A 12,258-nucleotide genomic window follows, 5' to 3' on the forward strand; every position below is an offset into this window, starting at 1 on the left:
CTTCTCGCCGTTGCCGTTGACCACCTCGGTGCCGCCGTTCAGCACGTCGGCGATCGGCCCGCCACCGCGGCCGTCACCCTCGAGCGACTTGGTCACCTTGTCCAAAACGTTGAGGACGCTGCTGAATTCGACGGGCGTCCGGGTCCGGGGCAGCCCGATGGTGTCGTGGTTCTCCAGCGTCGGTCCGCCGTGATAGGGCGGCGTGAGCTCGATCTGCCGATCGGTGAGGATGGAGGTCGACACCGTGACGGCCTGCGCGGTGGCGGGAACTTTGACGTGCCGGTCGACGGTGAACTCGACTTCGACGTAGCCGCCCTTGGCGTTGATCTTGGTGATCTTCCCCACCGGCATGCCCAGCACTGCCACCTCGTTACCCTCGTAAAGGCCTGAGGCGCTGTCGAATTGGGCGGTCAGGGTGATCGTGTCCTCGTCGGAACTCAGCATCCACCAGCCGGCACCGACCGCCGCGGCGATGACCGTTACCGCGGCGACGATGGCCAGCGCCCTGGCGCCGAGCCCCCTCACTTGCAGTCCTTGAAGTACTGGATCATCCCGAACTGCTTGGCACGGCCACTGATTGCGCACATCCAGGAGTCGATCAGCGGGACGTTGGGGGCGTTGAAGTTGATCGCATTGCCGTCGCCGGTGAGGTTCGCGGCCTCGCGGAAGAAGATCGGACTGGTCTGCAGCATGCTGTGTAGCAGGTCGTCGTGTTGGGACATCAGGTTGGTGAAGTCGCGCATGTCCTTGATCAGCGCGTCCAGACCCGAGCGATCGTTGACCACGACCTGGTTCATGGTGTCGACCAGGCTCGACAAGGACTGCATCATCGCGTGGAAAACGGCGCGCCGCGCGACGAAGTGGCCCAACAGGTCTTGCCCCTGGTCCACCAGGGCGCCGATGCCGGCCTGCTGGCGCCGCAGCGTGTTGGTCACCTGCTCGGTGCTGCGGAGCAGCTGTCCCAGCTGGTCGCGTCGTAGAGCGATGATCGATGACAGCGTGTTGATGTTCGTGATGGCTTGCGGCACAACGGCAGGCAGGCCCTCGAGCTGCTTGCCCAGCACCGCCAGCGACTGCGCGAATCTGTCGGAGTCCACCTGCTCGAAAGTGGTGGTGGCGTCCTGCAACGCGGCCTGCAGATCGTAGGGCACCTCGGTGTGCGCGAGGTCGAAGGTGTCGTGGGGCAGGCGCGCCGGGCCGTTGGGTTCCAGCGCGAGGTAGCGCGAACCCAGGATGGTGGTGACCCTGATGTGCGCTCGAGAGTCCTTGCCCAGCTCGATGTCGTCGCGGACCTTCAGGCCCGCCTCGACGTGGTCGCCGACGAGTTTCATGCTGGTGACGTTGCCCACCGGGATGCCCGCGACCACGATCGGGTTGCCCGCCCGCAGCGAGGCCGCCTGGAGGAATTCCGCGGTGTAGTGCCGATAGCCGGCGCCGATCGCGTGCACCAGCAGCATGACTGAGATCACCACCGCGACCACCGCCACGGCGATGAATCCGAGCCAGGTCTTGTTGTAACTTTCCAGTGGACGCTTGGTCATCCCCGAAAGCCGTTGCCGTACTGACGCGTCAGCCATCGACCGTGCTCCTGCACCTCGGGGTGTGCCAGGCCCTGTTTCCCGGCGTGGCTGCATTGATGATGATCGGCACCACGTCGTTGAGTCCCGGGAAGAACCCCATGAAGTTCACGTCGCACACGTAGGCATTGCCGTAGGCGCCCTGATTGCCGACCCGGGTAAGGCCTTTGAGTAACAGCGGGATGTTGTCGCCGAAAAACGCCACCTGCGGCTCGACGTCCATGATGTGTTTGGTGACACCGGGCTGACGATCGATGAATTCACGCAGTGCCGGATACACGTCCGTCGCCGAGGCCGACAGCCGGTCGGTCACCCGGGCCAGTGAACCCACGGAGGCGACCAGGTCCGGACGCCGCCGGTCGAGCTCGCCGACCACACTGCGCGTCTGCGTGATGACTCCGTCGAGATTGTCGTTCTGCTGGGCGAGGTTGCCGACCACCTTGTCGAGATTGGTGATCACGCTGCCGAGGGCCTGATCGCGGCCAGCGAAAGTCTGTGTGAGCGTGGAGGTCTGGCCGACCAGCGTGGTGAGCGATGACGTATCGCCCTGCAGCGACTGGATGATGCCCTTGGTCAGGTTGTCGGCATCATGCGGATTCAGCAGGCTGAACAACGGTTCGTAGCCGTTGAGCAGGGTGGTCACGTCGAACGACGGCTCGGTGCGTTCCACCGGGATCGTGCTGCCGGGGGGAAGCGGCTGCGGATTGCCTTCCTTGCCGATGGACAGTCCGAGGTAACGCTGTCCGACGATGTTCTGATAGGTCACCGACGCGAGCGTGTTTCCGAACAGCCGCTGTTCGGACTGCACGACGAACGAGACCTTCGCCAGTTTCCCGTCGAGTTCCACCTTTTCGACGCGGCCCACGCGGACCCCGGCCATGCGGACGTCGTCGCCTTCGCGAAGCCCGTACACGTCGGTGAACACCGCCGAATACTTGGCAGTGTTGCCGGCCACGTCACGCCGCAGGCTCACATACACCAGCCAGGTCAGCGTCAACGAGACGATCATGAACAGGGTCAGCGCGATGAGTGGGCCTCGAAATCTCATGGACATCTCATTTCGCCTCCCCCGGTGGATGAGCCAGTGACACCGTGGTTCCACGGGCGACCGGACCAAGCAGCAGCTCGGTGGCTTCGGTCGCGGGCGCGCCGGTGATCACGCCGAGCATGTTTCGTTCGTACTGGCTCCCCACGGGGCCCACATTGCCGCCGAAAGAGGCTTGCGGAATCCAGGGCGCCTTCGGTGCCACCGGCGCTACCCACGGCTGGTGCTCTTGTGGTGTCGCCGGCGCCCCGGGCCTGGGATTGTCGGGGTTCGCGCTGCCGGGCACCGGCGGCGACGGTGTAATCCCCGGGGCCAGCGGGGGATTGGGATCGGTCAAGTTCGGAGTCGGGTTGATCAGCGGCGGCCCCACCGCGACGAGGTTCCCGTCGGGGCCGATCACGGTGCCGGGCGGCGGAGCCAGATCCTTGGGCGGCTGATAGTTCTGCGGCAGCAGCACCTCGGGCAGATCCGGCCGCACCGGGATCAGTGGCGCGGTAAAGCAGCTGGGGGCCTTGAGCTCGCCGTAATGGGGACAGTCGGCGCGCGTGTAGGTGGAACTGGGCGTGAACGTCAGCATCGCGCGCATGTTGCCCAGGTTCGTGCGCGGGTTCCACACCTGTTCCATGAACTGGGTGGCCAGGTTGTCCAGCTTGGTGACCGCGGGCACGAAGTTGTTCGACTTCTGCGCCAAGATGCCGAGCACCGGTGTGAAATCGCCGGTGATCTTGACCAGCTGATCGATGTGGTTGTCGAAGGACTGGCGCGTCGTGCCGACGGTGTAGTCGGCGCCCGACAGCAGCGACGCCAACTGGCCGCGGCTCTCGGCGAAGGTCTGCATCGGCTCGACGGCCTGATGCAATGCATCGAGGAGATCTGGTGCGGTCTGTGCGAGCCCTGTCGTCGCGTCGAGCAGCGCCGACACCGTGGAGGGGCCGTTGTCGGTGCTGACAATCGAATTGAGTTGATCGAGAGTGCGATTCAGTTGCGCACCGGCGTTCAACAGGGTGACGCGGCGGTGGTCGGTGGCGGCGCCCAGGGCGGCGAGGATCCCGACCGACCGGTCGTCGCGGCCGCGCCCCTCCGCGGCGAGCAGGTCACGCAGCTTGCTGACGGTCGTCTGGAACAGAACGGTCGGCAGCCGCTTGTCCTCCAAAATGTGGTCGCCGGCACGGATTTTCACGCCGGGGCCCGCCCGGTTTGGGGAGCCCACCAGTTGGACCGACGACACGGCGAAAACGTTGCTGGGCACCACGCGTGCGGTCACGTTGGCCGGAATCGACTTGGCGTATTCCTCTTTGAGGTCGATGTGGACGTAGTTGGGCTTGCCGAGCGCCGCTGGGACGACGCCGTTGACCATTCCGACGAGCACACCGTGATATTTGACGTCGGACTTCCGCGGAAGACCGTCGCCCACGTTGACCAGATCGGCTACCACCCGCACGTAATCGTTAAGTCTGCCAGTGGATTTGACCAACATCGCGGTGGTGACGAGGGCGCTGACCACCAGCACCGCAATGCCGATGCCGAACAGCTGCCGGTCCGACGGGCCGCGGCCGTCCAGCTCAAACGAATTGGGCATGTTCCACCGACCTAGCCACCGAACCTTGCGCCGGAGTCGACCCCCCACAGCGCCATGGTGAGCAGCATGTTCACGATGATCACGACGGTGATGCTGGCCCGCATGCCGTGCCCCGCGGCGACCCCGACGCCCTCGGGACCGCCGCTGGCGTAATAGCCGTAGTAGCACTGGATCGTAGACGCGATCCACACGAAGATGATGGCTTTGATCAACGAATAGACGATGTCCTGGCCCGCCAACATCAGCGTGAAGTAATGCAGATAGGAACCGGTCGAGCCGCCGCTGCCGATTCCCACCACGATCTGTGTGCTCAGGTATCCGATCGCAAGGCATGCGGCGTAGAGCGGGACGATCGCCACCACCGAAGCGATCAGCCGGGTGGTCACCAGGTAGGGGATCGGGCGGATGGCGATCGATTCCATCGCGTCGATCTCCTCGGCGATGCGCATGGATCCCAACTGCGCGGTGAAGCGACAGCCACCCTGCATGGCGAACGCGAGCGACGCCATCAGGGGAGCCAGCTCACGGGTGTTGACTAACGACGAGACGAACCCGGTCGCGGGCCCGAGCCCGAGCAGGTTCAGGAAGTTATAGCCCTCGATGCCGACGAGGGCGCCGACGGTCATGCCCAGCACGACGGCCACCCCGGCGGTGCCCCCACCCACCACGATCGAACCGTTGCCCCAGGTGATGTTCGAAAGCAGCCGCAGGAATTCGGCGCTGTACTGGCGCAGGGCGAGTGGCACGGCGACCAGCGCCCGGACGAAGAAGACCAGCAGGTGGCCGAGCCGGATGATAGGCACCTTGCCCCGGCGGTAAACCCGGACGAGCGGCATCGAAATCGGTGCGAAAGGCCGATACGCGGAGGCCGTCACATCACAGTCCTGTCCGGGGCGACAACATGATGTAGAGCTGGCTGATCGCGACGTTGACGATCATCAACAGCAGGATCGCTTCGACCACAGCGGCGTTCACGGAGTTCGCGACACCCGTCGGTCCGCCCTTGGTGGACAAGCCTTTCTGGCTCGAGACGATGGCCACGATGGCGCCGAATACGATGGCCTTGATCAGCGCCAAGATCATGTCGCCGGTCGTAGCGAACGACGCGAACGTCGACACGAAGCTGCCCGGCGCCCCGTTCTGGAAGTACACGTTGAACATGTAGCTCGCGAAGAATCCAGCGAAGCACACGACGCCGGTGAGCGCGACACCGATCATCACCGCCGCGGCGAAGCGAGGGACGACGAGGCGGCGGATCACCGAGACACCCATCACCTCCATCGCGTCGGTCTCTTCGCGCATCGTCCGCGAACCCAGGTCGGCTGTGATCGCCGACCCGACCGCCGATGCCATGAGGACCGCGGCCACCAGCGACGCCCCCTGTCGGATGACCGCGAGCCCGCTGGCCGCCCCGGCCAGCGACGTCGCACCGACCTGACCGGCCAGCAACGCGAACTGGATGGACAGGGTCACGCTGATCGGGAGCGACACCAGGACGGTCGGCAACACAGCGGTGCCGGCCATGAACGCGCCCTGCCGGACGAACTCCTGCCATTGGAATCGCCCGGTCACCAGGTCGTAGAAGAAATATTGAGCGGTTCGCACGCCCAGAACAAACTGTTCACCTACCGTCGTCAGTGATGCGACCGGGTGACGTTTGACGTACCCCACGGACCAATTCCTGATGGCGTTGACGCCATCAAGCTGTGCCGTCGTCATAGCGGCGCGACCTGCGGTCCGTTGAGCAAACCCATGGCGCAGGTCATCGCGTACCAGCTACCGCCTTCATCGGCGCTCTTCCCACCCCTAGTCATGAGTGCCGAGCGGGGGAGGGTGGGCGACCGTTGGACGCTATCCTTATTAAAATAGTGTCAACAAGCGCCGGAATTCCCCAGCTCAAGTATGTGTGCCGCATCACACTAACCTACTTGATAGGGACTTTCAATAGTGTAGAGTCACTCACCTCAGTTGGTTGCTGGACGACACCTTGTTGTTCGACTGTCGAATTGAGGAAGGTGGTGGCATGCCCTCAGCAAACGTATCGTTGCGGGACCGGCGCCGCGCTGAGCTGCTTTCCCACATCCAACAAACCGCGCACCAACTGTTCGCCGAGCGCGGATTCGAGGCGGTGACGACCGAGGACATCGCCTCAGCCGCCGGGATCTCCATCAGCACGTATTTCCGGTATGCGCCCACCAAGGAGGGCCTGCTGGTCGATCCCGCCCGGGAGGTGGCCGCCGAGATCGTTGGTGCCTACAGCGCCAGGCCGCCACACGAGTCGGCGGTGGAGGCGTTGATCCAACTGTTCGTCACGCATGCCAGGGAGGTCGGTGCGGCGGGCCAGTTCGATACCTGGCGCCACGCCGTCGCGACCGCGCCCCACATGCTGCGTAAGTCCGTGCTGATCAGCGAAACCGATCACGGCAACCTGATCGAGAAAGTCGCGGGCCGGATGAATGTCAATGCGGCGCTTGACATTCGGCCTGCCCTGCTGGTGCACATCAGTTTGGCCACCGTCCAATTCGTCCTTGACGAGTGGCTGACATCGGAGACGGCCCAGAGCGCACCGTTTGACGTGCTATTGGAGGAAGCGCTGCGCATCACGCTCGTCGGATTCGACGGAGGAAGCGGTGCACAACCCGGCCAGGACTAAACCGCCGTGACTTCGCTCGCCTTCGCGTGAAACAATCGCTGGCCGTGAAGACGTTCGAGGATCTGTTCGCCGAACTGGGCGAGCGTGCCCGCACTCGGCCGGCCGGCAGCGCGACGGTCGCCGCACTGGACGGTGGCGTCCACGGGCTGGGCAAGAAGATCCTCGAGGAAGCCGGCGAAGTGTGGCTCGCCGCCGAACACGAATCCGATGACGCGCTGGCCGGAGAGATCAGCCAGTTGCTGTACTGGACGCAGGTGTTGATGGTGGCGCGCGGCCTGACCCTCGACGACGTGTATCGGAAGCTGTGACCATGTTGCGGGTTGCGGTTCCCAACAAGGGCACGCTGAGCGAGCCGGCCAGCGAGATCCTCGAGGAGGCGGGCTACCGGCGCCGCACCGATTCCAAGGACCTGACCGTCATCGATCCGGCCAACCAGGTCGAGTTCTTCTTCCTGCGGCCCAAAGACATTGCCATCTATGTGGGTTCGGGAGAACTGGATTTCGGTATCACCGGCCGGGACCTGGTGGGCGATTCCGACGCACCGGTGCGCGAACGTCTGGCGCTGGGTTTCGGCTCGTCGAGCTTTCGCTACGCCGGACCGGCAGGGCGCGACTGGAAGATCGCCGATCTCGCCGGCAGACGGATCGCCACCGCATATCCAAATCTGGTCCGAAAAGACTTGGCCGGGCGTGGTATTGAGGCAACCGTTATCAGGCTCGACGGTGCGGTGGAGATCTCAATACAACTCGGCGTCGCCGACGCGATCGCCGACGTGGTGGGTTCCGGGCGCACCCTGAGCCTGCACAATCTCGTGGCCTTCGGCGACCCGCTGTGCGATTCCGAAGCGGTGCTGATCGAGAGCGACCACAGCAGCAAGTCCGGCACGCAGGCTGCGCGCGATCAACTGGTGGCGCGGATCCAGGGCGTGGTGTTCGGCCAGCAATATCTGATGCTCGATTACGACTGCCCCCGCTCGGTGCAGGACAAGGCCACGGCGATCACGCCGGGGCTGGAGTCACCCACGATCGCACCCCTGGCCGACCCGGGGTGGGTCGCCATCCGCGCGCTCGTGCCGCGTCGCGGTGTCAACGAGATCATGGACGAGTTGGCCGCCATCGGCGCCAAGGCGATCCTGGCGTCCGACATCAGGTTTTGCCGGTTCTGATTGCGCACGCGGTGCAGGAGCCGCGGTTGTGTTAGCGTCCGCCTCGGGGGACAGCCCGGGTTGGCGTGTGGGCCGTCCCCCGCATTCGTCGCCGGTGTTCGATTCCCAGGAGGGTCTTCCGTGACACACGCACTTCTTGTCTTGCTGGCTTTACTGATTGGCGTCGTGGCCGGGCTGCGGTCGCTGACTGCGCCCGCCGTCGTCGCCTGGGCCGCCTTCATCGGCTGGGTCGATTTGCACGGCACGTGGGCAGGCTGGATGGCCAGCATCATCACCGTGATCATCTTCACCGTTCTCGCCGTGGGCGAACTGATCAACGACAAGCTACCCAAGACGCCGGCCCGCACCGCGCCGCCGATCTTTGCGGCCCGGATCGTCACGGGCGGGCTGGCGGGCGCGGCCCTCGGCGCCTGGCCGCACTGGACGTTTACCGCGCTGGGCGCCGGCGTCATCGGTGCGGTGCTGGGCACCCTCGGCGGTTACCAGGCGCGCAAACGGCTGGTGGCCAGGACGGGCGGCAGGGACCTGCCGATCGCGCTGCTGGAGGACGCTGTCGCAATCGTGGGCGGGTTCGCCATCCTTGCGGCGACGGGTCACCTGCTGACCGAGTACCTGCTGACGGCGGTTAAGTGACAGAACATTTCGATGTGATCATCGTTGGTGCCGGCCAGGCCGGCCCGCCGTTGGCTGGCCGGCTGACCGCAGCCGGGCAGCGCGTCGCCGTGGTGGAGCGCAAGCTGATCGGCGGCACCTGCGTCAACACCGGGTGCATCCCAACCAAGACCCTGGTGGCCTCCGCGCATGCCGCGCACCTGGCGCGCCGCGGCGCCGAATACGGCGTCGGCACGGGACCGGTCAGCGTCGACATGGCAAAGGTCAAGGCCCGCAAGGACGAGATCGTGCTCGGCGACCGCAAGGGCGTCGAGGATTGGCTCGAGGGCATGAACGGCTGCACCGTGTTTCGCGGTCACGCCGTCTTCCAGGATCCGCACACGCTGCGGGTCGGTGATGATGTGCTGCGCGCCGACCGGATCTTCCTGAATGTCGGCGGGCGTGCCGTGGTGCCCGACATCCCGGGCCTGTCCGACGTCGACTTCCTGACCAACGTTTCGGTTCTCGAACTCGACACGGTGCCAGCGCATCTCGTCATAGTCGGCGGCAGCTATATCGCGCTGGAGTTTGCGCAGATGTACCGGCGGTTCGGGGCCCGGGTGACCGTCGTCGAACGGGGACCGCGATTGGCGTCGCGTGAAGACGAGGATGTCTCGGCCTCCGTTGAAGATATCCTGCGTGCCGAGGACATCGATATCATCGTCGGTGCCGACGATGTGCGAATAACCAAGACCGGCAACGGGTTCGAGTTGACTCCGTGCGAGGGTGCCCCTGCCGTCGAGGGAAGCCACCTGTTGCTGGCGGCGGGCCGCCGACCCAACACCGACGACCTGGGCCTCGAAGCGGCCGGGGTCCAGACCGACGCCCACGGTTACATCGTCGTCGACGACCGGCTCAAAACCAGCGTCGATCACATCTGGGCGATGGGTGACTGCAATGGCAAGGGCGCGTTCACCCACACCTCCTACAACGACTTCGAGATCGTCGCCGCCAACCTGCTGGACGACGACCCGCGCCGGGTGAGCGACCGCATCACCACCTACGCGCTCTACATCGATCCGCCACTGGGGCGCGCCGGCATGACCGCCGACCAGGTGCGTTCGTCCGGACGCAAGGCGCTGGTCGGCAAGCGGCCGATGACCAGGGTTGGCCGGGCGGTGGAAAAGGGTGAAACACAAGGCTTCATGAAAGTCGTGGTGGACGCCGACACCCAGGAGATCCTGGGGGCCGCCATCCTCGGGGTCGGCGGCGACGAGGCCATCCACGGCATTTTGGACGTGATGTCGGCCAAAACGCCCTACACCACGCTGTCGCGGACCATGCACATCCATCCCACAGTCAGCGAGCTGATTCCCACGATGCTGCAGGAGCTCTCGCCGCTCGACTAGTGGCGACCGGAGCGGCGTAGCCGGCCGCTAGGCCGCCGATTGCGAATCAGTCTGTGCCGCCAGAGTTTCCGGCCACCCCGGGTACGGCGGTGGGGTCCCGCCGAACAGGGGGCAGTGCTGCTGGTGGGGGCACCATTCGCACAACCGCGACTGGGTGGGACGGAAATCTCCCGTCTGCCCGGCGGATTGGATGGCCCGCCAGATCGCCATCAGCGTCTTCTCGAACCGCAGCAGCTCGTCGTGATCCGGCGTGTAGTCGAGCACCTGGCCGTCGGCCAGATAGATGAGCCGCAGCCGGGTGGGCTGCACACCTCGCGACCGCAACAGCGCCACCGCATAGAACTTCATCTGGAACATCGCCTTGAACTCGGCCAGTGCCCGTGCTTCCGGGGGCGCCTTGCCGGTCTTGTAGTCGACCACGCGAAGCTCGCCCGTGGCGGCGACGTCGATCCGGTCGATGAAGCCACGCAGCAGCGTGCCGTCCGCGAGTTCTACCTCCACCCGCTGCTCGCAGCACTCCGGGTTGAAACGGGTGGGGTCCTCGAGCCGGTAATACCCGGCCAGTAACGCCTGCGCCTCGACCAGCAGCTGGGTGCGCTGCGCCGAATCCAGCTCGGCGGTCATCTCGGGTGTCGCGGCGACGATCTGCTCCCACGCCGGCTCCACCAGTGACATCGCGGTGTCCGGGCCGCGCTGCTCGGCGGGCAGGCCGTAAAGCTGCTGCAGGGTGGCGTGGACGAGGGACCCGCGCAGCTGCGCGGTCGACGGCGCCTCGGGCAACCGGTCGATGGCCCGGAACCGGTACAGCAGCGGACACTGCTTGAAGTCCGCCGCACGCGACGGCGACAGGGCCGGGCGGCGCACCTGCCCCTCCGAGCGCTCCGCCGACTGCGGCGCCTCTGGATGGACGGTCATGCCGGCAGCCTAGGACTGGGGGCCGACAACCCCCAAACACTTGCGGCGGCGAGTCGGCTGGCACGCTGGACCGCGTGTCCGTAACCGGCCCGTTCACCGAGGGCGAGCGTGTTCAGCTCACCGATGCCAAGGGCCGGCACTACACGGTGGTGCTCGCCGCGGGCGCCGAGTTCCACACGCATCGCGGGTCGATCCCGCACGACGCGCTGATCGGGCTGGAGCAGGGCAGCGTGATCAAGTCCAGCAACAACGCCGTGTACTTGGTGATGCGGCCCCTGCTGATCGACTACGTGATGTCGATGCCGCGCGGGCCCCAGGTGATCTACCCCAAGGACGCCGCCCAGATCGTGCACGAGGGCGACATCTTCCCGGGTGCGCGGGTGCTGGAGGCCGGCGCCGGGTCCGGCGCGCTGACCTGTTCGCTGCTGCGCGCGGTCGGGCCCGAAGGTTTGGTGACCTCCTACGAACAGCGCGCCGACCATGCCGAGCACGCCGAACGCAACGTGTCGGTTTTTCACGGTGGTCAGGTACCTGGCAACTGGCAACTGATCATCAGCGATGTCTCCGACTCCGAACTGCCGGACGGATCCTTCGACCGCGCCGTACTCGACATGCTCGCGCCGTGGGAGGTGCTGGAGGCGGTCGCCCGCCTGTTGATACCGGGTGGCGTACTGATCATCTACGTGGCCACCGTCACCCAATTGTCGCGTGCGGTCGAGGCGTTGCGGGCACAGCAGTGCTGGACGGAGCCGCGATCCTGGGAGACGTTGCAACGCGGTTGGAACGTTGTGGGTCTCGCGGTCCGGCCGCAGCATTCGATGCGCGGGCACACGGCCTTCCTGATCTTCACGCGACGGCTCGCCCCCGGCGTCGTCGCTCCCGTTCCGTTGGGTCGCAAGCGCGAAGGCCGCGACGGCTAGTGGCGCGGCGGGTCGCCACCGCCTCCTAGGCGAGGTCCTCGCTGCGCACCACGGAGCGCCGCACCGACAGCAGCTCGAACTCGGGATGCGCGGCCACCAACCGTTCGGCAGCGTCCAGGACGTCGACGGCGTGGCCGCGGTCGCCCGAGACCGTGGCGACGCCGATGCCCGCTCGCCGGTACAGATCGTGCGAACCGGTCTCGGCCGCCGAGACGCTGAACTTGCGCTGCAACTCGGCGACGACGGGACGAATGATCGACCGCTTCTCTTTGAGTGATCGAACGTCGCCGAGCAAAACGTCGAACTCGAGCCAGCCGATCCACATGCCGCGGGTCAACCCGGCGGGTTTTGCTGATCGGGGGCGGGCTCCGTGGTGCGCAGCGAGGACCTCGCCTAGGAGGCGG

General features: G+C 65.8%; 14 protein-coding genes. 6 read left to right on the plus strand and 8 right to left on the minus strand.

What is annotated here, in order from left to right; all coding sequences use genetic code 11:
* The 6 genes from A5652_RS23440 to A5652_RS23465 all read right to left on the minus strand — a co-directional run.
* Positions 1 to 444, minus strand: a 444-nt coding sequence (locus A5652_RS23440; RefSeq protein ID WP_369805862.1) for an MlaD family protein, incomplete at its 3' end; no start/stop codon positions are given.
* 77 nt (positions 445 to 521) lie between these two features.
* Positions 522 to 1,577 carry an MCE family protein gene (locus tag A5652_RS23445; protein ID WP_067357543.1) on the minus strand — a complete coding sequence of 352 codons (1,056 nt, stop codon included), beginning with the start codon at positions 1,575 to 1,577 and terminating at the stop codon, positions 522 to 524.
* Positions 1,570 to 2,625: an MlaD family protein gene (locus tag A5652_RS23450; RefSeq protein ID WP_067357579.1), complete on the minus strand. Its 1,056-nt coding sequence runs from the start codon at positions 2,623 to 2,625 to the stop codon at positions 1,570 to 1,572. The genes A5652_RS23445 and A5652_RS23450 overlap by 8 nt, the downstream gene beginning before the upstream one ends.
* 7 nt (positions 2,626 to 2,632) lie before the next feature.
* Positions 2,633 to 4,201, minus strand: coding sequence for an MlaD family protein (locus A5652_RS23455; RefSeq protein WP_067357547.1), 1,569 nt, complete (start codon positions 4,199 to 4,201; stop codon positions 2,633 to 2,635).
* Between the two features lie 11 nt (positions 4,202 to 4,212).
* Entirely contained in the window at positions 4,213 to 5,076 is an 864-nt protein-coding gene (locus tag A5652_RS23460; RefSeq protein ID WP_067357550.1) for an ABC transporter permease, read from the minus strand.
* 1 nt (position 5,077) lies between these two features.
* The gene (locus tag A5652_RS23465) at positions 5,078 to 5,920 is read right to left on the minus strand and encodes an ABC transporter permease (protein ID WP_067357553.1); all 843 of its coding nucleotides are present in this window, start codon (positions 5,918 to 5,920) and stop codon (positions 5,078 to 5,080) included.
* Between the two features lie 304 nt (positions 5,921 to 6,224).
* On the opposite strand from A5652_RS23465, the gene A5652_RS23470 reads away from it, so the two are divergent.
* The 5 genes from A5652_RS23470 to A5652_RS23490 all read left to right on the plus strand — a co-directional run bounded on the left by A5652_RS23470 (position 6,225) and on the right by A5652_RS23490 (position 10,019).
* Positions 6,225 to 6,854, plus strand: a complete 630-nt coding sequence (locus A5652_RS23470; RefSeq protein WP_067357556.1) for a TetR family transcriptional regulator — start codon at positions 6,225 to 6,227, stop codon at positions 6,852 to 6,854.
* 26 nt (positions 6,855 to 6,880) lie between these two features.
* On the plus strand, positions 6,881 to 7,162 hold the full coding sequence (locus tag A5652_RS23475) for a phosphoribosyl-ATP diphosphatase (protein ID WP_064885366.1): 282 nt from the start codon (positions 6,881 to 6,883) through the stop codon (positions 7,160 to 7,162).
* 2 nt (positions 7,163 to 7,164) lie between these two features.
* Entirely contained in the window at positions 7,165 to 8,019 is an 855-nt protein-coding gene (hisG, locus tag A5652_RS23480) for an ATP phosphoribosyltransferase (RefSeq protein ID WP_067357559.1), read from the plus strand.
* A 120-nt stretch (positions 8,020 to 8,139) separates the two neighbouring features.
* The gene (locus A5652_RS23485; RefSeq protein ID WP_067357562.1) at positions 8,140 to 8,652 is read left to right on the plus strand and encodes a DUF4126 domain-containing protein; all 513 of its coding nucleotides are present in this window, start codon (positions 8,140 to 8,142) and stop codon (positions 8,650 to 8,652) included.
* Positions 8,649 to 10,019: an FAD-containing oxidoreductase gene (locus A5652_RS23490; RefSeq protein WP_067357566.1), complete on the plus strand. Its 1,371-nt coding sequence runs from the start codon at positions 8,649 to 8,651 to the stop codon at positions 10,017 to 10,019. Before A5652_RS23485 ends, A5652_RS23490 begins: the two co-directional genes overlap by 4 nt.
* A 27-nt stretch (positions 10,020 to 10,046) precedes the next feature.
* Here A5652_RS23490 and A5652_RS23495 read toward each other — a convergent pair whose 3' ends face one another.
* A complete protein-coding gene (locus A5652_RS23495; protein WP_067357569.1) occupies positions 10,047 to 10,934 on the minus strand; it encodes a RecB family exonuclease in 888 nt (295 codons plus the stop codon).
* A gap of 74 nt (positions 10,935 to 11,008) precedes the next feature.
* Between A5652_RS23495 and trmI the strand changes: the two genes are divergently transcribed.
* Positions 11,009 to 11,854: a tRNA (adenine(58)-N(1))-methyltransferase TrmI gene (gene trmI, locus A5652_RS23500; protein ID WP_067357572.1), complete on the plus strand. Its 846-nt coding sequence runs from the start codon at positions 11,009 to 11,011 to the stop codon at positions 11,852 to 11,854.
* 25 nt (positions 11,855 to 11,879) lie between these two features.
* Here trmI and A5652_RS23505 read toward each other — a convergent pair whose 3' ends face one another.
* Positions 11,880 to 12,179: a DUF503 domain-containing protein gene (locus A5652_RS23505; protein WP_067357576.1), complete on the minus strand. Its 300-nt coding sequence runs from the start codon at positions 12,177 to 12,179 to the stop codon at positions 11,880 to 11,882.
* Positions 12,180 to 12,258 lie beyond the last annotated feature (79 nt).

The sequence above is a fragment of the Mycobacterium sp. 1165178.9 genome (assembly GCF_001673555.1).
Classification (GTDB): Bacteria; Actinomycetota; Actinomycetes; order Mycobacteriales; family Mycobacteriaceae; genus Mycobacterium.